This window comes from Pantoea allii (assembly GCF_002307475.1).
Taxonomy (GTDB): domain Bacteria; phylum Pseudomonadota; class Gammaproteobacteria; order Enterobacterales; family Enterobacteriaceae; genus Pantoea; species Pantoea allii.
Window position 1 is genome coordinate 48577 of the sequence record NZ_NTMH01000030.1, and the last position, 21380, is coordinate 69956.

The window sequence follows — 21380 nt, forward strand, 5'->3', positions numbered from 1 at the left end:
GCTTAGCGACAGGCAGCCAGGTCCGCCATCTGCTGCTTATCAGGCAGGCCAACAATCTGTTGGAGTTTTTGGCCATGATTCAGGTAGTAGATAGCGGGCGTGCCGTTGGCACCCAGCTCCTGCATCAGTGCCTGATTATGCTGAATCTGATCGAACAGCGCCCGTGGGGTGCTGTCCGGGAAGACCGGTCTGGTTTGCCCCTGCGAGCGTTCAAAATCCTGCCAGGCTTTGGCGGGATCGGCTGCCGCCAGAATGGCAGAAGCATAGCGCCCACTTTCAGGTTTAAGAATACCGACGAGCTGCGTTTTGATGCTGAGCGTGTTGTTCTGCACCCACGGCTGCACCTGCTGCCAGAACGTTCGGCAGTAAGGGCAAAACGGATCGGCAAACACCACCACCTGACAGCGGGCTGTGGTGCTGCCTTCATTGATGCCCGGCATGGCCTGAAGCCGCTTCCACATTGCACGCCCGGCGGGCAGGTAGATTTCATCGTTGATGATTTTTTCGCTGAGGTTTTTGCCCTGAGCATCGTACATATAGCCCGAAATCGCATGCTGACCGTCTGGCGTCAGGTAAACGGTGACGCCGGTGCCTTGATATTTACCTAACCAGCCCTGAACCCCGCCGGGGGCCGTAAAGGGTTTGATTATTTCCACGCCCTGTTTTTCAATTTGCTGGACGGGCGCTGGCAGCGTTGCCGCCTGGGTCGTGCTGCTAAACAGCACGGCGGAGATCGCTATCCTGAAGGTTTTCATTAATCCCTGTCTTGTGTGAATTCACGTTATGTTGGTGGATGAGCGGTTGTCGAACCACGCAAAAAACAGCATACCTGCCAGCATAGCCATCATGAAGACTGCGCCTTTAAGTACACCGCCGCCGATCAGTACCAGCGCCGGGCCGGGGCAGATGCCCGCCAGTCCCCAGCCGATCCCGAACAGGACAGCGCCGATGATAAGCCTTTTATCCAGTGCCCTGTTGGCGGGAAGATGGAAGGTTTCGCCCCATACCGGGCGCTTCCGTCGGGAAGCCAGCCAGAACGTCAGCCGCCCGACGATAATCGCGCCGCACATCACCAGGGCCAGCGACGGGTCCCAGGTGCGGGAAATGTCCAGAAAAGCCAGAACCTTAGCCGGATTCGCCATGCCGCTGACGAGTAAGCCCGTGCCAAATAACAGTCCACTCAGCAGAGAAAATAAAACGGCCATCGTGCCTCCAGGGTTTTAGCCGTGACCCATCACGCCAACGGTCAGCATGGCGGTTAACATAAAGACCAGTGTCGCAACCAGTGAGCGCGGCGACAGCCGGGATAATCCACACACGCCGTGACCGCTGGTGCAGCCTGAACCCAGACGCGTTCCTAGCCCTACCAGTAAGCCAGCAAGCACCAGCCGCCCCCACGAGGCGTCAATCTCGATTGACGGCAGGGCGCTGAACCGTTGATACACCAGCGGCGACAGAACCAGCCCCGCGATGAAGGCCAGCCGCCAGGGCTTATCGGATGACCGGCGTTTAAGCAGACCGCCCAGAATGCCGCTGATACCGGCTATGCGACCACAAAATAGCACTAACATGCCTGCCGCCGCGCCAATCAGCAGCCCGCCCGCCAGGCTTTGCCACGGAGTAAAATGGATCAGGTCAATATGCATGACGCTCGACTCCTTATGCCCTGCTTACGTCTTAAGTGAAAAGCGGTTTAACGGGATTTTCAGATAACGCTCGCCGTCGCTCTCCGGTTCAGGTAACCGTCCGCCGTTGATATTGACCTGCAGTGCCATCAGCATCAGTTCAGGAAGCGGGAGCGTGGCATCACGCTGCTGTCGCCGGGCAATAAACGTGTGTTGATGCTGATTCACGACCCAGGGATTGTTTTCCCGCTGCTGGCGTACCGTGCTTTCAAACTGCACGTCGCGCCCGTCAGGACGATAATCATGCCCGGTAAATAAACGGGTGTCGTCAGGTAACTGCAGGATGCGCTGCAGGCTGTCCCATAATACGGCAGCGCTGCCGCCGGGGAAATCAGCCCGTGCCGTGCCGCTGTCGGGCATAAAGAACGTGTCATGGATAAAGGCACAGTCAGCGATGTGGTAGGTTACCGACGCCAGCGTATGACCGGGAGACAAGATGACCTCGCCACGCAGGTTACCCACATAAAAGACATCACCGTCCTTGAACAAGGTGTCCCAGATTTTATCCGCTGGATTAAGGTCGGGCAGGTGATAGAGTTTTTGCCACAGCCGTTGTACCTCGGCGACCTTTTCGCCAATGCCCGTGGGCGCAGCGGTTTGCTGAGCCAGCCAGGCTGCGGCAGAGAAGTGATCGGCATGAGGATGGGTATCCAGAATCCACGCAACCTGCCAGTTTTTTTGCTGAATGAAATCGAGTAGGCGTTGAGCCTGCTGGGTAGATACCGCACCTGAGCGGCGATCAAAGTCCAGCACCGGATCGATAATGGCACAGCGTTTGGCCTGCCCGTCAGCGATGACATATTGCAGGCTTCCGCTCTCGGGTTCATAAAAATGATGGACTTCTGCCTGCGGCGGTTTGCGTACTCTGTTGGCATACCAGGTCAGGGCTTTGTCGGCGTCGGCACCGAACTGCTGGCATTGAGCGCGGAATTCGGCCTCATCAATCAGCCCTTCGCGTAAATCGTGCAGCAAAAACAGGCTTACGGAGCGCGCGCCGCTTCGACAGTGGGCAAGGATTTTCCCACCGCGTTCCACCCGGCGATGAAAAGCATCCACATATTCCCAGCTCAGCGTGTCAAACGTGAACGGCATATAGACATAGTCCATGCCCAGTTGCTCAGCCAGCGCTTTCTCCTGTTGATGGTGAAGAAACGGGCCGTCTTCCTCATCAGGACGATTATTCACCACGATCTGATAGCCCAACTGATGCAACTGCCGGAAATCCTCTGCAAGCGGGGCATCGGCAAAGGCGATTTGCGCATTAAAATGGCGAATATTCATCAGGTTTTTCCGTTTTTTCAGAGATTTTTAAGCAACATGTAACTGGCCATCACCATGAGCATGGTCGAAAAGACCGCGTTAATCGCGCGCTCATTCTTCTTCAGACGGTTGGCCACCGCCACACCCAGTAAGCCGCCCAGCAGGCCGCCCGCAATCAGATAAGCGGTCATGACCAGCGACACTTTTCCGGCCAGGGCATAGCTTGCGCTGGTTGAGATCCCCATGGCGAATACCACCATCAGCGACGTCGCTATCGCCTCCACCACGGGAAAACGAAACAACCAGACAAGCACCGGCACCACTAAAAAACCGCCACCGATGCCCATAAATCCGGCCAAACTGCCCAGCAGCAGCACGCTTCCCCAGACGAGGATGGGGGAAACGTGTTTCTCATGTGCAGGCGCGTCGGGCGAATGACGGTGTTTCCTCAGCATCATCAGCGCCACGGTAAACATCAAAAGCGAAAACGGCAGTAACAGGTATTGCCCACTGACGATTTTCCCCAGTTCGGCACCGATCAGCGCGCCGCACACCGCCACGAGCGATATCGTCGCGCCCGTCGCCCATCTGACATTTCCCTTTCGGCCGTGGGCAAAAAGATTGATCAGGGCACTTATTGCCACGGCGATAGCGCTGGTGCCAATGACCCGATGTGTGTCGGGGACTTTCACCAGGTACAGCAGCAGCGGCACGCACACGACCGATCCGCCCCCGCCGGTCAGCGCCAGAAAAAAGCCCACGGCGATACCTGTTGCGATTAGCAGGCACATCGTGAGGGCAGAAAGATGGGTAAATTCCTGAATGACCATTTTCATTCCTGACGCTATTTTTAAGGTATTAAAGAGGGGCGACAAATAACTGTCAATCTATTATTTCTTTTCGCTATATCATATATCTAAATATTATAAGTGATTTTTTTTATAACTTTAAAGTCTATTGATTCGCTTTATCTCTGTGCCGCAATCCACTACGGTTAAACGAAAGGGAGGCCTGCATGAACGATAAAAATAATCCCCATCATCCTCATCTTGTTGTTATTGGTGGTGGATCAGCTGGAATTGGCGTCATCGCAAGTATTAAGAAACGCATTAAGAACATCAAAATAACCCTCATTGAGCCTAAAAAAGAGCACTATTATCAACCCGCCTGGACGCTGGTCGGCGCAGGATTATTTTCCGCTGAAAAAACCCGCAGACAGATGGATGCGGTTATTCCGGCAGGCGTCAACTGGATTAAGGATGCGGTAACCCAGATATCACCTGAACAGAAATATATTGAAACTGCCTCTGCCCAAAAAATAGATTATGACTACCTGATTATCGCCAGCGGTCTGATCCTGCGCTGGGACAAAATCAGTGGTCTGAATGAAACCCTGGGCCGCAATGGCGTAACGTCAAACTATCGATACGATCTGGCGAGCTACACCTGGGAACTGGTGCAAAATCTGAAGCAGGGGAAGGCTATTTTTACCCAGCCGGGGATGCCGATAAAATGCGCGGGTGCGCCGCAGAAAGCGCTCTATCTCTCTGCCGATCGCTGGCAGCGTCAGGGTTGTCTGGCGCAGATTGATATTCAATTTTGTCTGGCGGGTCAGGTGGTCTTCGGCGTGCCCGAATTTGTCCCACCGTTAACGGCTTACCTGGAGAAATACCGGGCGCAGGTGAATTTCGGCCATGTCCTTACCGGCGTCGATGGCATGAATAAGCAGGCGATATTTACCGTCACCGATGCTGACGGCAGCACGCATGACGTTACCCTACCGTTCGATATGCTCCATGTTGTCCCGCCTCAGGCCGCGCCTGAGTTTATCGCCGAAAGCGGTCTGGCGGATGCTGCTGGCTGGTGTGATGTCGATAAAGAGACGCTGCAGCACAGCCGCTGGCCAGATATTTTTGCTTTGGGCGATTGCTGTTCAACACCGAATGCCAAGACGGCCGCCGCCGCCCGTAAACAGATCGTGGTGGTGGCGGAAAACCTGAGACAGGTCATTGACGGAGGTGTGCCTGAAACGCGTTACGATGGCTACGGCTCCTGCCCGCTCACCGTGGAGAAAGGCAAAGTCGTGCTGGCGGAGTTTGGCTATGGCAACCGCCTGCTTCCGACTTTTCCGCTCCATTCAGCCCGACCCAGTCGCGCCGCATGGTGGTTAAAAGCCTGGTTTTTGCCGCGTTTCTATTGGGCTGGCATGCTGCGCGGAATTGAGTGGTTTGCTAAAAGTAAGCCGCTGTAGAGCAAGCCGATCAGGGGCGAATGTATAATGCGCCCTGCGACTGCTGGTCGATAATATAGGTAATCGCTGCCGGAACCACGTGAAAGGTTACTGGCAGCGTGCTGACGTCAATATTTTGCGCCTTAAGGCTATTCTGACAGAGTAATAATGTGACGGCCGGTGCCTGCTTAAGGGCGTCAGAAATAATCCTGCCAATAACATCGCTAACCGCGTCGCCATTAAAGACAATGGCAATGTCGCCGTTAAAATCCGCTTCTTTAAGCAGGTTGCCTGCATTAGCAAAAGCATTGTCAATACGGTTTTTATCGGGGACGTGCAAAATTATCTTCATTCTGTGCCTCGGCGGTATTTACCGCAACGGAAAAAGACGTCGATGGCACAGGATAAAACATCAACAGGGACAGATGAATTTGACGATTGAAAGCAAATATGTCGTCGGCGATTCGCGTTAAATAAAAACAGAAACGCTTGTTGTATTATCGCGGTAATAACCGGGGGATTGCTGTATGCGTCTTTCCAACAGGAAAAGGGGCATTGCCCCTTTGTTCAGATTAATTTTTCAGATTTTCAGGGAAATTTGCGGGTAATTCACTTGCGGCACAGGCAATCACGTCTTCGTTATTTTTTCCCGCATCACGCACAAAGGTGATGGTGGCAAACTCATCAATCACTTCTATTGGATAGGTTGGGCCGGCATCGCGGTACTTCGCCATTTCTTCCAGATGGTCGTTCTGGAAACACACGGTACGCTCAGGATTGTTGATGACCCAGCGCGGGAAGAAGATGGTGCCGTGGAACAGTTTATCGCCCAGGTTAGCAATCAGGCTGACGCTGGTGCCGGTCGGCTCAGTCCAGGAGACTTTATAGATATCTTCACCGACTCTGACAACGTAAACATGCTGATTTTTGACCCAGCGGTTGCCCACCATGCCGCTGTGAATGCGGTAATCGATGGTGTCTTCATTTTTAATATACAGCTCGTAGTTCCAGCCGTTGTCATAGGTATAAACCAGATGTTTACCGATAAAGCCGTCAAGATTATGTTTGTCAAAGCTGCTCATAATTTGTTCTCCTCTTTGGTTGAACCCAGCTTAACCATTCACTTTATGAATTAAAAACGCTAATTTACGATGAAATTGATTCAAAAATTGGATGGGTTATGCACAAGACGACGCTGGAGCAGTGGAGTTTGCTGGACAAGGTGGTGCGCGAGGGCAGCTTTGCCAGGGCCGCGATGCTCACCAATCGCAGCCAGTCCTCCGTGAGCTATAACCTTGCCATGTTGCAGCAGCGCATTGGCATTACGCTGTTGCATACCGAAGGACGCAAGGCCGTGCTGACGCCCGCAGGGGAATTGCTGCTGGCGCAGGTGCGACCATTACTTAAAGCCTTCCATTCGCTGGAGGCGTTTGCAGGCTCAATACGCAGCGGCGTCAGGACAAAGCTGGAACTGGTGGTCGACAGTATCTTTCCGCGTCGTCGCCTGTTTTCCGTCCTAAAGGCGTTTCAGCAATGCCATCCTCACACCCAGATCAACCTTACCGAAGTGCTGGAAACCGACACCGACTACGCCGAGGCCGATGTGATGGTGGTGACTCAGCGCCAGGATATGGCCGGGCGGGGTGAGTGGTTAATGAACGTGGATTTCGTTGCCGTGGCTCACCGTGACCATCCGTTGCACCATCGCGGGGTGACGCTCGACGAAGAACAGCTGGCGCTGTATCCGTTGATTCGTATCGCCGACCGGGAACATTTCACCGTGCAGGATGAGAGCAGTAATGGCGACTACTGGTCGTTTTCGACCATCGAGGCGGCGGTAGAGGCGGTGATGCATCAGGTGGGCTATGGCTGGATTCCGCATGAGCGCATCGAGCAGGAACTGGCGCAGGGAACACTAAAAATATTGCCCTTACAGCATGGCGTCCGTCGCGCCACCACGCTGCATTTACTGATTAAGAAAGACATCCTGAGGCTGGACCCACAAATCGTCACTCTGCTCGATCTGCTGAAAAAGGCTACCTGACCTGACCGGCCAGCTAAACGGGTCTGCGTTAACGAGCGTGGCCAGATTATGGCCCGTGCCGATCTGGCGGCGACACAGCAAACCGTGACAGCGGTCGAAATGGCTGGGTTTGTGGGCCAGCCTGAACACCACCGCTGCGCATAAACAGCGTCCAGAAATCCCCCAACGCGCCACTCTCGACAGGGCGTTTAGTGGGCCCGTTTTTTGGCCCAGTAAGCCATAAAGTTGATCGCTTCACGATCGACGCCGCGTTCACCAATCAGGTGGCGACGTAATAACTTCACTACGGTCGACTCGGCGGCGACCCAGCCGTAAAACTCGCTGTTGCGGGCCTGAGCGCGGTCCCACAGCAATTCGCCTTCTGCCTCTTCCTGTACGTCCTGCTGATGACCGCCATCAGGCACCTTAACCCGGGATTTTATCGCCTCGACCAGGCATTCGCCGTGTGAGGCAAAAGCGGGTTTGCGCGGCAGCCAGGTGATGTCGGCAAATGCATAAGCCTGTAAACCGACGCAATCCTCCGCATCCGGGACTTCAAAAAACGCCTGCACTCGCGGCGGATTTTTCTGCCGGGACAGTTTTTCCAGGATGCCTTTCGCCGCGGGTAACGCGGTTTCATCGGCAATCAGTAATGCGTTGCGCAGCGCGTCCGGCGGCGTCCATTCATATCCGCCGCTGTCAGATGCATAGGCCGCATTAGGCGCAACGATCACCAGGCTGTCACCCGGCTGGGCGTTGATCGCCCAGGCTGATGCCGGGCCTTCGGTTCCGTGGCTGACAAACTCGATGGTGAGTTCCTGCTGGTCAGGATCGAGATGGCGCAGCGTATAGGTGCGCAACAGGGGACGCTGCTCTTTTGGCAGCGACAGAATGGTCTGATACCACTCACCGTTGTCAGGGAGCGTGGGCATGCTGCCATCTTCGGCAGGCAGCAAAATTTTAATTCTCTGGTCAGGCGCATCAGATTTCATCTGTGCGATGTCGGGGCCATTAAACACCAGGCTCAGCATAGAGGGAGAAAGATGACGCTTGCGTGCCAGTTTTACGTCAAACAGGCGGTAGCTATGGACTTCAGCCATCGTCGTTCCTTTTAGTTAATAAGCCGATAAGGTGGAGCGGCGGCGTGCGCGCCAGATCAACGCTGACATCGCCATAAACAGCAGGGCAGCAGCGAAGGCGGCACCGATCAGCGCTGTCTCGCCATGCGACTGAGACACCAGTGGCACCAGCAGCGCGCATAATCCGTAGCCTAAGGTATGGCTGGTGGCTATCCAGCCTGCCCCCGCGCCGTCTGCCAGCTTGTCATTTAACAGCAGCTGATAGGCTGGCGTGCCCAGTGCAGCACCAAACGAAAGCAAGGCGCAGCCGGTATAAAACAGCCAGAGCGGCGTGCTCAGCATCATCCCCAGCCCCAGAGACATCAACAGCCCTGCGCTCAGCAACAGCGCAAGCGGCGTCAGTAACTGGGGGCGTAATACCGTGAACTGCGCGCCGAGTGAGGCGATCGCCGCCACGCTCAGAAGCCAGGCTACCTGATGGCTAATCGCGGCGGTATCACCCACAAACTGTCTTGCCAGCGCCGGGGACAGGCCCAACTGCATCAGGCTCACCGTTGCCGCCAGCAGCAGGGCGCACAGCAGATAGGGCAGACACTCGATGCGCAGCCGGGCATTGTTACGCGCCACGGCCGGTTGCGGCGCGTTATCGCGCAAAGGCAGTAACATCATCAGCGCCAGCAACGGCGCAACCACTAACAGTACCAAGGGGGCAAGTGGATGAATCACTAACATTCCGGCGGCACACAGCGGGCCAAACAGCCTGCCACAGCTCAGGCCGGAACTGATGGTGGCCAGTGCCGTCATGCGCTTACCTTCACCGGCCCGGTGCAGCGCCCATACCTGGCACGCCGGCACCATTGCCGACACCATCAGGCCATAAATAACCCGGGCAATAATTAGTATGCCTAATCCAATCGAGGGGCTAATGGACTGCGTGGAAAGAAGCGTACAGCCGATGCCCAGCAGCAAAAAACTGGCGCCATAACCGGCCAGCGACCACAGCACGACCGGTTTACTTCCCACGCGCGCGATCTGTTTTCCCCACCATGGCGAAGAGGGCAAAAACAGCATTGAGCCAAGCGTTAACAGTCCTGCCCAGACCGACAGGCTCAGACTGGTCTGTGCAACCAGCATCGGGATAGCCACCAGCAAACCATTCTGGCCGATGCCCAGCAATCCGGCGCTTATCGCTAAGGGCCAGTTAGATAAGGCTTTTTGCGGCGTCGCGGTCAGTTCAAGAGATGTCACGATGTTGCTAACCCGTATCTTTGTTGTATGTATTTGTAAAATTTATTCCGCCAATTCTAACAATTGTCGTTGATAATGAGAACTGTTATCGGCAGAATTCGCATTATCATAACGCCTGGAAATTGTTTGATAATGATTCAATCAACACACGAGGGAGCCTGGGATGTGGCAGCACAGTGCTTCCTGAATTCCCTGATCCGTGAAACCAAGGACTGGCAACTCAGCCAGGGTGAACCCGTAGAATTAGTGATTCCGTTGGACGATGAGAAGGCCCTACACTTTAAGGTGGCTTACTTTTCTCCCACCCAGCACCACCGTTTTGCTTTCCCGGCCCGACTGGTCACGCATCGCGACAGCCAGCCAGTGGCGTTCGCGACCGTTGCCAGACTGATTGTCGATAAGCTGCAAAACCAGCAGCAGCTGCCCGCCGCTGGCTGTGAGGCGTTTTACCAGCGTGTTATGGAAAGTCACGCCCATACCGGTGAGGCAATCGCTGCCCGTCATGACTGGAACGGCCTGCGTGAGCAAGCCCTGAACTTTGCCGGGGCCGAGCAGGCACTGCTGGTCGGGCACGCCTTCCATCCGGCACCGAAATCACACGAACCCTTTACGCAACCGCAGGCCGAACGCTACCTGCCTGATTTTGCGCCACATTTCCCGTTACGCTGGTTCGCGGTGGATAAAGACCACCTGGCGGGCGACAGTCTGCAGCTGACTTTACAGCAGCGCCTGACGCGCTTCGCGGCTGAAAACGCGCCGCAGTTATTGCATGCGCTGACCGATCGGCAGTGGCTGTTCCCGCTCCATCCCTGGCAGGCGGACTATCTGCTCCAGCAGACCTGGTGTCAGCAACTGGTGGAGAAAGGCCTGGTGACTGACCTGGGGGAAGCCGGTGCGCCCTGGCTGCCCACCACGTCATCGCGTTCGCTGTACTGTGCGACCAGCCGGGACATGATCAAGTTTTCCCTGAGCGTGCGGCTGACTAACTCCGTCCGCACCCTGTCGGTGAAAGAGGTTAAACGCGGCATGCGCCTGGCGCGGCTGGCGCAGACCGAACGCTGGCAGGACATGCAGGCGCGTTTCCCGACGTTTCGTGTCATGCAGGAAGATGGTTGGGCCGGACTGCGCGATGCGCAGGGCAGGATCATGGAAGAGAGCCTGTTCGCGCTGCGTGAAAACCTGATTGTCGACAGGCCGCAGAGCCAGACCAACGTGCTGGTTTCCCTGACGCAGTCCGCGCCGGACGGCGGCGACTCACTGCTGTCTGCGGCGGTGAAACGCCTGAGCCAGCGTCTGAACATCAGCGAAAAACAGGCCGCCCATGCCTGGGTCGACGCCTACTGTCAGCAGGTGCTGAAACCGCTGTTCACTGCGGAAGCTGATTACGGTCTGGTGCTGTTAGCCCATCAGCAAAATATCCTGGTGGAGATGGCGCAGGATCTGCCGGTTGGCCTGATCTATCGCGACTGTCAGGGCAGCGCCTTTATGCCACATGCCGCAGGCTGGCTGGACGTGATTGGCGAAGCCCAGGCGGAAAACGTCTTTAGCCGCGAACAGCTGCTGCGCTATTTCCCCTACTACCTGTTAGTGAACTCCACCTTTGCCGTGACGGCAGCACTGAGTGCGGCTGGCATGGACAGTGAAACGCACCTGATGGCACGGGTACGTGACGCGTTAAGCGCGCTACGAAACGAGGTGATGCACACGGACTGCCTTGACTACGTGCTGACAAGCCCGCACTGGAACGTCAAAGGCAATTTCTTCTGCTACCTGCACGATCACAATGAAAACACCATCGTCGATCCCTCGGTGATCTACTTTGACTTCATCAACCCACTGCTGTCTCAGGAGCGCTAAATGTCTCAGGCAAAGATTGTTCATAGTGGCCACGGCCTGCGCTGCGAAAAGTCAGGCAACACGCTGAATCTCGGCTGGGGACAGGACAACAGTGCGGTGCTGCATTTTTCCGGTCCGCTTGCCGAAGGCTGGCTGCGTGACGCGCTGGACCAGATGTTTATCGCGGCCCCGCAGCTTTCCGCCGTTGTGCTGCCCTACGCAGAATGGCGCGAAGAGCCACAGGCGCTGGCGCTGTTTGACGCACTAAAGAGCGATATCGTGCATCGCGATATGTTCTGGCAACTGCCGCTGTGGCTGTCTGCCCCGCGTCAGCAGGCCTCCGGCGAGATGACGTTTGATGCCGAGCGTGAGATCTGTTTTCCCCAGCGCCCGCCGCGCCCCAACGGCGAAGTTTATCGCCGTTACGATCCGCGCGTGCGCCGTACGCTGAGTTTTCGCGTAGCCGATCCTGCCCGGGACGCAGAGGCGTTCACCCGCTGGATGAACGATCCGCGCGTAGATTATTTCTGGGAGCTGAGCGGATCGCTGGCGGTGCAGACCGCCTACCTTGAACGCCAGCTGACCAGCAGTTATGCCTTTCCGCTGATTGGCTGCTTTGATGATGAGCCTTTTAGCTACTTTGAAATCTACTGGGCGGCAGAAGACCGCATCGGACGGCACTACAGCTGGCAGCCGTACGATCGCGGTTTGCATCTGCTGGTGGGTGAGCCGCAGTGGCGCGGGCCGCACTTTGTGCAGAGTTGGCTGCGCGGCATCAGTCACTATCTGCTGCTGGACAACCCACAAACCCAGCGCCTGGTGCTGGAACCCCGGGCCGATAATCAGCGCCTGTTCCGCCATCTGGCACCGGCGGGCTACAGCACCGTGAAAGAGTTTGATTTTCCGCACAAGCGCTCCCGGCTGGTCATGACCCAGCGCGCGCGTTTCTTCGGCGAGGTGGGCCTGTGATGAATCTGCACGCATGGGACGCCGTTAACCGTCAACTGGTCGCGAAAATGCTGGCTGAGCTGGAGTACGAGCAGGTCTTTCAGGCGCAGCCTCAGGGCGAGAACCGTTACTGCATCAGCCTGCCGGGAGCCGAGTGGCACTTCACCGCCGAACGGGGCATCTGGGGCTGGTTATGGATCGATGCGCAGAGCCTGCGCTGTGCGGAGGAGCCGATACTGGCTCAGACGCTGCTGTATCAGCTGAAGCCGGTGCTGTCGATGAGCGATGCAACGGTGGCGGAACATATGCAGGATCTCTATGCCACGTTGCGCGGCGATCTTCAGCTTATGCAGGCACGTCAGGGCCTGGATGCGAACGCGCTCATTGATATGGATGCCGACCGCCTGCAGTGCCTGCTAAGCGGTCATCCTAAGTTTGCCTTCAATAAAGGCCGTCGGGGATGGGGACAAGAGGCGCTGGAGCGCTATGCACCCGAATACCTGAATACCTTCCGCCTGCACTGGCTGGCAGTGAAGCGTGACCATATGGTCTGGCGCTGCGACAGCGCGCTGGATCTCCAGCAGTTGCTACATGCCGCGATGGACAGCGGTGAATATGCGCGTTTCACTCAGGCCTGGCAGGACCAGGGGCTGGACGACAGCTGGCTGCCGTTACCGGTTCATCCCTGGCAGTGGCAGCAAAAAATTGCCCTCGATTTTGTGGCGGATCTGGCGACAGGCAAGATGGTCTCGCTGGGAGAATTTGGCGATCGCTGGCTGGCGCAGCAGTCACTGCGCACGCTGACCAACGCCAGTCGTCAGGGCGGGCTGGATATTAAACTGCCGCTCACCATTTACAACACCTCCTGCTATCGCGGTATTCCGGGCAAATACATCGCCGCAGGCCCGCTGGCATCCCGCTGGCTACAAAACGTCTTTGCCACGGACACGACGCTGCAGCAAAGCGGGGCGGTGATCCTGGGTGAACCTGCCGCCGGTTATGTTTCCCATCAGGCTTACGGCGCGTTGGCCGAAGCCCCGTATCGCTACCAGGAAATGCTGGGCGTGATCTGGCGCGAAAACCCCTCACGCTGGCTGCACCCGGACGAAACGCCAATCCTGATGGCAACGCTGATGGAGTGCGATGAGAACCATCAGCCGCTTATCGGGGCTTACATCGCCCGCTCTGGCCTGAGCGCAGAAGCCTGGTTACGTCAGATGTTTCGCGTGTCTGTGGTGCCGCTCTATCACCTGTTGTGCCGTTATGGCGTAGCGCTGATCGCGCACGGGCAAAATATTACGCTGGCGATGAAGGACGGTGTGCCTCAGCGCGTGTTGCTGAAAGATTTTCAGGGCGATATGCGGCTGGTGAAGGACGATTTTCCAGAGATGGATTCTCTGCCTCAGGACGTCCGCGATGTGACGGCACGCCTGAGCGCTGACTATTTGATTCATGACTTGCAGACCGGCCATTTTGTCACGGTCCTGCGGTTTATTTCGCCGTTAATGGCGCGCCTTGGCGTACCAGAACGACGCTTTTACCAACTGCTTGCCGCAGTGTTGAGCGACTATATGCAGGACCATCCGCAACTGTCGGCGCGTTTTGCGCTTTTCTCACTCTTCAAGCCACAAATCATTCGTGTAGTGCTGAATCCGGTAAAACTCACCTGGCCCGATCAGGACGGCGGAAGCCGTATGTTGCCCAATTACCTGGAAAATCTGCAAAACCCGCTGTGGCTGGTCACCAAGGACTGAATCATGACAAACACTGTTGATTTTATTGGCGTTGGCATTGGCCCGTTCAACCTGAGTATCGCGGCGCTGGCTCACGAGGCACAAGGGTTCACCAGCCAGTTTTTAGACAGTCGCCCCGATTTTGCCTGGCATCCCGGCATGCTGGTCCCGGACTGCCATATGCAGACCTCGTTCTTAAAAGATCTGGTGTCGGCGGTCGCGCCCACCAGCCCGTTCAGCTTTGTGAACTACCTGGTCAAGCGTAAAAAGTTTTACCGCTTTATGACCACCGAATTGCGCACCGTTTCAAGGGATGAGTTTTCCGACTATCTGCGCTGGGCCGCCGAAGGCATGGATAATCTGCGCTTTAATCAGACGGTAGAACGCATCGATTTTGACGACGCGAATAAACGTTTTGTGATTCACAGCAACGGCGGCGAAAGCTATGCCCGCAACATCTGCCTGGGCATTGGCAAGCAGCCCTACCTGCCGCCCTGCGTGAACCGCATCAGCGCCACCTGCTTCCATGCCAGCGAAATGAGCCTGCGCAAGCCCGACCTGCGCGGCAAGCGTGTGGCGGTGATCGGCGGCGGTCAGAGCGGTGCCGATCTGTTCCTCAACGCCTTCCGGGGCGAGTGGGGCGAACCGGCTGAGGTCAGCTGGGTATCACGCCGCAACAATTTCAATGCTCTGGATGAAGCCGCTTTCGCCAACGAATACTTCACCCCAGAGTACGTTTCCAGCTTTGTCGGCCTGAACGAGCCTGCCCGGCAGAAAATGCTGGCTGAACAAAAGATGACCTCGGATGGCATTACGGCTGAGTCTCTGCTGACGATTTATCGCGAGCTGTATCACCGCTTTGAAGTGCAGCGACTGCCGCGCAATGCCCATTTGCTGCCGAGCCGTTCGGTGATTGAACTCAACAGCCATCATCAGGGCTGGCAGCTTCAGTTACAGCATCAGCTCGACCAGGGTTACGACCTGATCGACTGTGATGTCGTGATTTTTGCCACCGGCTATCGCCCGGCGCTGCCGGAACTGCTCTCTCCGCTGATGAGTCGCCTGACCATGAAAGACGAGTGCACGTTCAGCGTGCGTGAGGACTTCACGCTTGAGTGGAACGGGCCAAAAGACAATAACATCTTTGCGGTGAACGCCAGTATGCAGACTCACGGTATTGCTGAACCGCAGCTCAGCCTGATGGCCTGGCGATCCGCCCGTATTCTGAATCGCGCACTGGGGCGTGATTTGTTCGATCTCAGCACGCCGCCCGCTCTGATCCAGTGGCGCAGCGTCAGCCGGGAAAAACCGCAGCATGGCGCTGCTTCCACCAAAAACTATACCGAGTCCTTGGGGTAAGTCTTAACCTCGCACGCAGGAACGATGATGAAAGCTAAAAACAAGAATATCTGGCTGCTCAATCCGCTGCTGTTAGCCATGATGGCACCGGCGGTTGCACAGCAAACCAGCGAAAATGAAATGGTCGTTTCGGCCAGTCGTACGCACCGTACGGTGGCTGACATGGCCCAAACCACCTGGGTAATTGAGGGGGCCGAACTGGAGCAGCAAGTCCAGGGCGGCAAAGAGTTTAAAGATGCGCTGGCGCAGCTGGTGCCGGGTCTGGACGTCAGTAGCCAGGGCCGAACCAACTACGGCATGAACATGCGTGGCCGCGCGATAGTGGTGCTGGTGGACGGCGTTCGCCTCAACTCTTCACGCACAGACAGTCGCCAGCTGGATTCGATCGATCCCTTCAACATCGATCACATTGAGGTGATCTCGGGGTCGACTTCCCTGTACGGCGGTGGCAGTACCGGTGGCCTGATCAACATCGTGACCAAGAAAGGCCAGCCGGGCACGCAGTTTGAGTTTGAAACCGGCACCAAAACCGGCTTTAACAGCAGTAAAGATCACGACGAACGCGTGGCGGGCGCTATCTCTGGCGGTAACGACCGCGCCTCAGGACGGCTGTCTGTCGCTTATCAGAAGTTTGGTGGCTGGTATGACGGCAACGGCGATTCGGTTCTGCTGGATAATACCCAGACGGGGCTGCAATATTCCGACCGTCTGGATGTGATGGGCACCGGGACGCTGGAAATTGATGACCACCAGCAACTGCAACTGGTAACGCAATACTATAAGAGCCAGGGTGACGATGATTATGGTCTGAATCTGGGCAGAAACTTTTCGGCAGTAACCGGTAACGGCAACGCCTACACCAGTAAAGGGCTGGAATCGGACCGTATTCCCGGCACCGAGCGCCACCTTGTCAGCCTGCAGTACTCCAATACCGATTTCCTCGGTCAGGAGCTGGTGGGGCAGGTTTATTACCGGGACGAGTCACTGACGTTTTATCCGTTCCCAACCGTTTCTGGCGGACGCGTGACCAGTTTCTCCTCCTCAGAGCAGAACACCGATCAATATGGTGGCAAGCTGGCGATAACCAGTAAGCCCGTCGATGGGCTGGCGTTAACCTACGGTGTGGACGCCGATCACGAGCGTTTCAACGCTAACCAGATGTTCTTTGATTTGGGCCAGTCGGCAGCCTCGGGCGGGCTGAACAATCAGAGCATCTACACGACCGGTCGCTATCCGGGTTATGACATTACCAACCTGGCGACCTTCCTGCAGTCCAGCTACGACATTAATGATACCTTCACGCTGAGTGGCGGCGTGCGCTATCAGTACACCGAAAACAAGGTGGATGACTTTGTTGGTTATGCGCAGCAGCAGGCGATTGCCAACGGCACCGCCCGTTCAGCCGATGCGATTCCGGGTGGCTCAACCGATTACGATAATTTCCTGTATAACGCCGGTATCCTGATGCATATCACGGAGCGGCAGCAGGCCTGGTTTAACTTCTCGCAAGGCGTTGAACTGCCGGACCCGGGTAAATATTACGGACGCGGCACCTATGGTCGGGCGGTTAACGGCAATCTTCCGCTGATCAACAGCGTCAACGTGGATGCCAGCAAATTGCAGGGCATCAAAGTCGATTCATGGGAGCTGGGCTGGCGCTATACCGGTGACAATCTGCGCACGCAGCTCAGCGCCTATTATTCGCTCTCAGACAAGAGTGTTCAGCAGAATCAGGATCTGACCATCAGCGTCGTTGACGATAAGCGTCGGATTTATGGTGTTGAAGGTGCCGTGGATTACTTTATCCCGGATACCAACTGGAGCACCGGCGCGAACTTCAATGTGCTGAAGACCGAGTCGAAAGTGGATGGCAGCTGGCGAAAATATGACGTGAAAGTCGCCAGTCCGTCGAAAGCAACCGCCTATGTTGGCTGGTCGCCCGATCCCTGGAGCCTGAAAGTCCAGAGCACCACCTCGTTTAATCTGAGCGATGATGCGGGCTATAACATTAACGGCTACACCACCGTTGATTTGATTGGCAGCTATGAGTTGCCCGTCGGCAAGCTGAGCTTTAGCGTTGAGAACCTGCTGGACCGCGACTACACCACGGTGTGGGGACAGCGCGCACCGCTGTTCTACAGCCCTACCTACGGTTCACCGTCTCAGTACCAGTACAAAGGCCGTGGTCGCACCTTTGGTCTGAACTACTCCGTGCTGTTCTGATTCCTGCTTCTGTGCCCGGCACCGGCCGGGCCTGTTTTTTTACATTCTTTCCCCTTTATCACAACAGGTTGCGACAAAATAAAGTTAGCTACCTAATGAATTGTGTAATATTTCATCGTCAGATGCCGATAGTAGAAACATCCTCTACACAATGTTTCCTCTACATCAGGTGAATAAAGCTATGACCATTACCCAGAGACTGTTTCTGACCTTCTCGTTGCTTGCCGCCTCACTGGCTGCCTTAGCCGTGGTCGCTATCCTGGTCGTGACCGGCTTTCAGTCACGCTTTGACTATGTTCAGCAAAATACCATTCCGTCGATTATCGACCTGAACAAGCTGGTGGACAGCAGTCATGCACTAACGCTGCTACTGTACCGACACCAGAGTGCCACCGATCCCCGTAAGCAGGCACAGTTCGAAAAAGATATTGGTTCGGCGATAAACGACTTAAAGAAACTTAACCAGTATTACCTGGAACACGATATCTCTAATGCTGAAGATAAGTCGTTAACTGAACAGGCCTTTGGCACGATTAAAAACATCGAAACCAGACTGCCGGAATTTTTAGCCGGTTCCCGTGCACAAAACGATGCCGTTTCCCTCGGCGCTATTCAGAGCGACAGCGGAGTTGGACAGGCGGTACGCGATCTGATGAAGGGATATCAGAAGCAACTGGCGCTGAATGTGGCTATCGGTGAGGCGTACAGTAAGGAAAACGGCAAGGCGTATCAGAAAACCCTGTGGGGCATGTCAGGGGGATCGATAGCGATTATCCTGCTGCTCGGCGCGTTTTCGGTTAAGACGATTTTCAGCATCCGTCGTCAGCTTAACGCCATTCGCGCCACCATGGAACACGCCAGTGAGCGGCTTGATCTGACGCTGCGCGCAGACGATTCACGTCGTGACGAGATTGGCTTAACCGCCAGGGCTTACAACCTCCTGGTGAACAACGTAGCGCAGTCGCTGTCATCGGTTGAGCAGGCGTCCCACTCGGTCAGTTCTGCCTCGTCCCAGATTTCAGCCGGTAACGACGATCTCTCTTCCCGCACGGAACAGCAGGCGGCGTCGCTGGAGGAAACGGCGGCCAGCATGTCTGAACTGAGTGAAACCGTACGCCAGACCGCCGAAAACACCCGACTCGCCAGCCAGCTATCCAAAAACGCGCGTGAAATCTCGGAGGACAGCTCAGGCAAAGTCAAAACGATGCTGGGCACCATGACCGATATCAGAAGCAGCTCGGCGAAAATCAACGACATCATTGCATTGATTGAAGGTGTGGCCTTCCAGACGAATATTCTGGCGCTGAATGCGGCAGTTGAAGCGGCCCGGGCGGGTGAGCAGGGACGCGGTTTTGCCGTAGTAGCCGGTGAGGTGCGTAATCTGGCACAGCGTTCATCTTCTTCTGCCCGTGAGATCAAAGCGTTAATCGAGTCATCGATGCGCTACGTAGCAACTGGTGCCGCGCAGGCTGAAGAAGTCGGACAGAATATGGACCGGATGAACGATGCCGTGCGCCAGGTCAACGATCTGGTGGATGAAATTGCGGTAGCGGCCCAGGAGCAGTCGCAGGGCATTGGTCAGGTGCATGAAGCCGTCAACCAGATGGACAGCGTGACCCAGCAAAACGCCGCACTGGTGGAACAGGCTTCTGCCGCCGCGCGTTCGTTAACCGAACAATCCACTTCGCTGCAACAGCTGGTGGCTGCCTTTACTATCCATTCTGCCCAGGTTGTGATGGATAAGCGTCCACCTGTCGCCGTGACGGCTGCGCCCGTGCTTAAGCGCCCACAGCTTGCGGCAGCCGGTGCCGGTGCGCAGGAAGACAACTGGCAGAGCTTCTGATAGCGAAAAAAACAGTGGCCCGTTAAAAGGCCACTGTTTGCCGCAGGCTATGAATTTTTGTGCAGCGTCAGCGGCGTCGATAACCAGCGGGCGACGTGCTTACCTGCCTTAATGGCGGGCTTTTCAATCCAGAAAAACATCACTGACGCCAGCGCCACGCTGATGCTGATGGACAACACAAAGATCATAAAATTATCCGTCCAGGCTTTATCGGCCAGGCTGTTCATCAGCAATATCATGAGCGGGTAATGGATGAGATAGAGCGAATAAGAGATATCACCAAAGAAAATCAGCGCGCGGTTATGACCCCTTTCGCTACGATAACCGAGCATCACCGTGATGCTCATGATCGCCGCGGCCAGCCAGAAACCCCCGTGCAGGCCAAACGGCTGCGGCCCAATCATCAGCGCCGTCGCGAATGCCAGCACCAGCCCGACCTGCAGTATTCTGCGCCGCTGAGGCGTCAGCTCAGGCAGCTTCTGCTTCACGATTAACTCCGCCAGCATCATGCCTAAGATAAACTCCATGCAGATGGTATTGCTGATGAGTTTGATCCACGCCTGCCACCAGTGCGTCACCGCCATATGGGGCGATACCTGGGATGAAAAAGCAAAACTGCCGTTGTAATACAGCTGAAAACCCACGCTGGAGGCGAGAAAAATCAGCGCACACAAATAGCTACGATAGCGGTAGTTGATGCACATCGCGACGGTGAACACGGCGTAAAACAGGATTTCGTAGGACAGCGTCCAGGGCGGACCCAATGCGCTAAACCCAAAGGTCGGGCCGGGACTGCTGTAATCCTGCAGACAGAAATAGAGCGCGCAGGACATGTCCTGAAGTGAACGATCGTGATAAACCACCACGAACGAGAGCAGCCAGACCACGAAGAATACCGGCCAGATGCGGAAAAAGCGTTTCACCATAAACGAGGTCGGGGCTTCGTTAAACTGGTGGGTAATAAAGGTCATGATGAAGCCGCTGATAATAAAGAACACGTCCACGCCCAGCGCGCCGGGAATGTGCCGGGTCCAGTGGCCTTCTAACAGCGATGAGTTGTGTGCCAGCACCACGAGTAACGCAGCGAGACCGCGCAGATACTGGATTGAGACGATTTTCATGTGCGTTACAGGCCTGTCGGTTTACTCAATAACGGCGATCGCCTAAGCGAGCCGATTAGGGTTAAGCGTAGGCCGTATTGTAAAAACGACTTAATGATTATCAACCCTCATTTCCAGGTGGGATAAAATAATTAACGCGGATTTCGGTTATTTTGCGGAAGATGAGGCTGATATCGCAGTAGTTTGGCGCACAGGATAAAATGTGCGCCGCAGGTATTTCAGAGGGTTCTTAAATAAAGGTTATGTCTGGCGCCCCGGTCTTGCGCTCAGAGAGGCTGGCGTCGTCGGGCCTGTTCACAGAAGGCGCGTCTGAATATCTCTATCGTCCACATCCAGAGAATATGCCCCAGGGTTTCCGACGCGATTTCCGCGAGCGGCAGGTGCCATAACGCCGGTGCCCAGCCGTTCATCGGCAGTATTACGCCGTGAAACGCCAGCGTGATGACGATGGCGAAAGCGACACCCTGGCCCAGGGTGATCGCCGGGACGATCTCCGCGAGTGCGCAGTAGAGCAGAGCAAAGAAAATGGAGAACAGGTGGTGTACACCGGCAATGCCCCAGTTCACCACGTGATCGGAATAGTGATACACCAGGCTGCTGACGTTGATCCCCATATCATGCAGCATCTCAGCAGGCGGAATCGCCCTGTCAGGCGTTCTGGGTGGAAAGGGATTTTCGGTTCCCCATTTTACAAAACTGGCGACATTGCCGCCGCAAAACCCCGCCCACAGCGCCAGACCATAATGCCGGTCGGCAGGGGATGTCAGATGAAACAACCTGTTCATAGTCAAC

The 21380-nt window shown here is 55.8% G+C and carries 20 protein-coding genes; 8 read left to right on the forward strand and 12 right to left on the reverse strand.

The window, feature by feature from the left end; genetic code table 11:
• Positions 1 to 2 precede the first annotated feature (2 nt).
• Genes dsbG through CMR03_RS09755 form a run of 5 tightly spaced genes read right to left on the reverse strand, consistent with a single transcriptional unit; the run spans position 3 to position 3775 of the window.
• Positions 3 to 755 (reverse strand): thiol:disulfide interchange protein DsbG, encoded by a 753-nt coding sequence (gene dsbG / locus CMR03_RS09735; RefSeq protein ID WP_096011414.1) that lies wholly within the window; start codon positions 753 to 755, stop codon positions 3 to 5.
• Between the two features lie 21 nt (positions 756 to 776).
• A complete protein-coding gene (locus CMR03_RS09740) occupies positions 777 to 1205 on the reverse strand; it encodes a DUF6691 family protein (protein WP_096011415.1) in 429 nt (142 codons plus the stop codon).
• 15 nt (positions 1206 to 1220) lie between these two features.
• Positions 1221 to 1646 carry a YeeE/YedE family protein gene (locus tag CMR03_RS09745; RefSeq protein ID WP_096011416.1) on the reverse strand — a complete coding sequence of 142 codons (426 nt, stop codon included), beginning with the start codon at positions 1644 to 1646 and terminating at the stop codon, positions 1221 to 1223.
• A 24-nt stretch (positions 1647 to 1670) separates the two neighbouring features.
• The gene (gene blh / locus CMR03_RS09750; protein WP_096011417.1) at positions 1671 to 2966 is read right to left on the reverse strand and encodes a bifunctional sulfur transferase/dioxygenase Blh; all 1296 of its coding nucleotides are present in this window, start codon (positions 2964 to 2966) and stop codon (positions 1671 to 1673) included.
• A 17-nt stretch (positions 2967 to 2983) separates the two neighbouring features.
• Positions 2984 to 3775, reverse strand: a complete 792-nt coding sequence (locus CMR03_RS09755) for a sulfite exporter TauE/SafE family protein (protein WP_063878062.1) — start codon at positions 3773 to 3775, stop codon at positions 2984 to 2986.
• A gap of 185 nt (positions 3776 to 3960) precedes the next feature.
• Here CMR03_RS09755 and CMR03_RS09760 point away from each other — a divergent pair, with 185 nt between their 5' ends.
• Positions 3961 to 5196, forward strand: a complete 1236-nt coding sequence (locus CMR03_RS09760; protein ID WP_096011418.1) for an NAD(P)/FAD-dependent oxidoreductase — start codon at positions 3961 to 3963, stop codon at positions 5194 to 5196.
• Positions 5197 to 5206: 10 nt separating this feature from the next.
• Here CMR03_RS09760 and CMR03_RS09765 read toward each other — a convergent pair whose 3' ends face one another.
• Complete coding sequence (locus CMR03_RS09765) at positions 5207 to 5527, reverse strand: DsrE family protein (protein ID WP_096011419.1); 321 nt, start codon at positions 5525 to 5527, stop codon at positions 5207 to 5209.
• Between the two features lie 220 nt (positions 5528 to 5747).
• Complete coding sequence (locus CMR03_RS09770) at positions 5748 to 6257, reverse strand: phenolic acid decarboxylase (protein ID WP_063878065.1); 510 nt, start codon at positions 6255 to 6257, stop codon at positions 5748 to 5750.
• A 98-nt stretch (positions 6258 to 6355) separates the two neighbouring features.
• Here CMR03_RS09770 and CMR03_RS09775 point away from each other — a divergent pair, with 98 nt between their 5' ends.
• Complete coding sequence (locus CMR03_RS09775) at positions 6356 to 7219, forward strand: LysR family transcriptional regulator (protein ID WP_096011420.1); 864 nt, start codon at positions 6356 to 6358, stop codon at positions 7217 to 7219.
• Here the strand turns inward: CMR03_RS09775 and CMR03_RS25980 are convergent.
• From CMR03_RS25980 to CMR03_RS09790, 3 genes are read right to left on the reverse strand one after another with little or no spacing between them, the layout of a single operon-like run.
• Positions 7142 to 7393 (reverse strand): GFA family protein, encoded by a 252-nt coding sequence (locus CMR03_RS25980; RefSeq protein WP_443094390.1) that lies wholly within the window; start codon positions 7391 to 7393, stop codon positions 7142 to 7144. The genes CMR03_RS09775 and CMR03_RS25980 overlap by 78 nt on opposite strands.
• A 14-nt stretch (positions 7394 to 7407) precedes the next feature.
• Complete coding sequence (locus tag CMR03_RS09785) at positions 7408 to 8298, reverse strand: siderophore-interacting protein (protein ID WP_096011421.1); 891 nt, start codon at positions 8296 to 8298, stop codon at positions 7408 to 7410.
• Between the two features lie 15 nt (positions 8299 to 8313).
• Positions 8314 to 9525, reverse strand: coding sequence for an MFS transporter (locus tag CMR03_RS09790; protein WP_096011422.1), 1212 nt, complete (start codon positions 9523 to 9525; stop codon positions 8314 to 8316).
• Positions 9526 to 9657: 132 nt separating this feature from the next.
• On the opposite strand from CMR03_RS09790, the gene iucA reads away from it, so the two are divergent.
• The 6 genes from iucA to CMR03_RS09820 all read left to right on the forward strand — a co-directional run bounded on the left by iucA (position 9658) and on the right by CMR03_RS09820 (position 19467).
• A complete protein-coding gene (iucA, locus tag CMR03_RS09795; RefSeq protein ID WP_128604126.1) occupies positions 9658 to 11382 on the forward strand; it encodes an aerobactin synthase IucA in 1725 nt (574 codons plus the stop codon).
• Positions 11383 to 12330: a GNAT family N-acetyltransferase gene (gene iucB, locus CMR03_RS09800; protein ID WP_096011423.1), complete on the forward strand. Its 948-nt coding sequence runs from the start codon at positions 11383 to 11385 to the stop codon at positions 12328 to 12330. It abuts the gene before it with no gap.
• On the forward strand, positions 12330 to 14063 hold the full coding sequence (iucC, locus tag CMR03_RS09805) for an aerobactin synthase IucC (protein WP_096011424.1): 1734 nt from the start codon (positions 12330 to 12332) through the stop codon (positions 14061 to 14063). Before iucB ends, iucC begins: the two co-directional genes overlap by 1 nt.
• Positions 14064 to 14066: 3 nt before the next feature.
• Positions 14067 to 15401: an NADPH-dependent L-lysine N(6)-monooxygenase gene (gene iucD / locus CMR03_RS09810; protein ID WP_096011425.1), complete on the forward strand. Its 1335-nt coding sequence runs from the start codon at positions 14067 to 14069 to the stop codon at positions 15399 to 15401.
• Positions 15402 to 15428: 27 nt separating this feature from the next.
• On the forward strand, positions 15429 to 17624 hold the full coding sequence (gene iutA / locus CMR03_RS09815; RefSeq protein ID WP_096011426.1) for a ferric aerobactin receptor IutA: 2196 nt from the start codon (positions 15429 to 15431) through the stop codon (positions 17622 to 17624).
• Positions 17625 to 17805: 181 nt separating this feature from the next.
• Positions 17806 to 19467, forward strand: coding sequence for a methyl-accepting chemotaxis protein (locus CMR03_RS09820; RefSeq protein WP_096011427.1), 1662 nt, complete (start codon positions 17806 to 17808; stop codon positions 19465 to 19467).
• 47 nt (positions 19468 to 19514) lie between these two features.
• On the opposite strand, the gene CMR03_RS09825 is transcribed toward CMR03_RS09820, so the two are convergent.
• Both CMR03_RS09825 and CMR03_RS09830 read right to left on the reverse strand, forming a co-directional pair.
• Positions 19515 to 20588 carry an acyltransferase family protein gene (locus tag CMR03_RS09825; protein ID WP_096011428.1) on the reverse strand — a complete coding sequence of 358 codons (1074 nt, stop codon included), beginning with the start codon at positions 20586 to 20588 and terminating at the stop codon, positions 19515 to 19517.
• Between the two features lie 266 nt (positions 20589 to 20854).
• The gene (locus CMR03_RS09830; protein ID WP_096011429.1) at positions 20855 to 21373 is read right to left on the reverse strand and encodes a YagU family protein; all 519 of its coding nucleotides are present in this window, start codon (positions 21371 to 21373) and stop codon (positions 20855 to 20857) included.
• Between the last annotated feature and the right edge of the window lie 7 nt (positions 21374 to 21380).

Excerpts from the sequence above, each read along its gene's own strand:
- dsbG (WP_096011414.1), bottom strand. The coding sequence starts at position 755 with ATGAAAACCTTCAGGATAGCGATCTCCGCCGTGCTGTTTAGCAGCACG.
- CMR03_RS09740 (WP_096011415.1), bottom strand. The coding sequence starts at position 1,205 with ATGGCCGTTTTATTTTCTCTGCTGAGTGGACTGTTATTTGGCACGGGC.
- CMR03_RS09745 (WP_096011416.1), bottom strand. The coding sequence starts at position 1,646 with ATGCATATTGACCTGATCCATTTTACTCCGTGGCAAAGCCTGGCGGGC.
- blh (WP_096011417.1), bottom strand. The coding sequence starts at position 2,966 with ATGAATATTCGCCATTTTAATGCGCAAATCGCCTTTGCCGATGCCCCG.
- CMR03_RS09755 (WP_063878062.1), bottom strand. The coding sequence starts at position 3,775 with ATGGTCATTCAGGAATTTACCCATCTTTCTGCCCTCACGATGTGCCTG.
- CMR03_RS09760 (WP_096011418.1), top strand. The coding sequence starts at position 3,961 with ATGAACGATAAAAATAATCCCCATCATCCTCATCTTGTTGTTATTGGT.
- CMR03_RS09765 (WP_096011419.1), bottom strand. The coding sequence starts at position 5,527 with ATGAAGATAATTTTGCACGTCCCCGATAAAAACCGTATTGACAATGCT.
- CMR03_RS09770 (WP_063878065.1), bottom strand. The coding sequence starts at position 6,257 with ATGAGCAGCTTTGACAAACATAATCTTGACGGCTTTATCGGTAAACAT.
- CMR03_RS09775 (WP_096011420.1), top strand. The coding sequence starts at position 6,356 with ATGCACAAGACGACGCTGGAGCAGTGGAGTTTGCTGGACAAGGTGGTG.
- CMR03_RS09785 (WP_096011421.1), bottom strand. The coding sequence starts at position 8,298 with ATGGCTGAAGTCCATAGCTACCGCCTGTTTGACGTAAAACTGGCACGC.
- iucA (WP_128604126.1), top strand. The coding sequence starts at position 9,658 with ATGATTCAATCAACACACGAGGGAGCCTGGGATGTGGCAGCACAGTGC.
- iucB (WP_096011423.1), top strand. The coding sequence starts at position 11,383 with ATGTCTCAGGCAAAGATTGTTCATAGTGGCCACGGCCTGCGCTGCGAA.
- iucC (WP_096011424.1), top strand. The coding sequence starts at position 12,330 with ATGAATCTGCACGCATGGGACGCCGTTAACCGTCAACTGGTCGCGAAA.
- iucD (WP_096011425.1), top strand. The coding sequence starts at position 14,067 with ATGACAAACACTGTTGATTTTATTGGCGTTGGCATTGGCCCGTTCAAC.
- iutA (WP_096011426.1), top strand. The coding sequence starts at position 15,429 with ATGAAAGCTAAAAACAAGAATATCTGGCTGCTCAATCCGCTGCTGTTA.
- CMR03_RS09820 (WP_096011427.1), top strand. The coding sequence starts at position 17,806 with ATGACCATTACCCAGAGACTGTTTCTGACCTTCTCGTTGCTTGCCGCC.
- CMR03_RS09825 (WP_096011428.1), bottom strand. The coding sequence starts at position 20,588 with ATGAAAATCGTCTCAATCCAGTATCTGCGCGGTCTCGCTGCGTTACTC.
- CMR03_RS09830 (WP_096011429.1), bottom strand. The coding sequence starts at position 21,373 with ATGAACAGGTTGTTTCATCTGACATCCCCTGCCGACCGGCATTATGGT.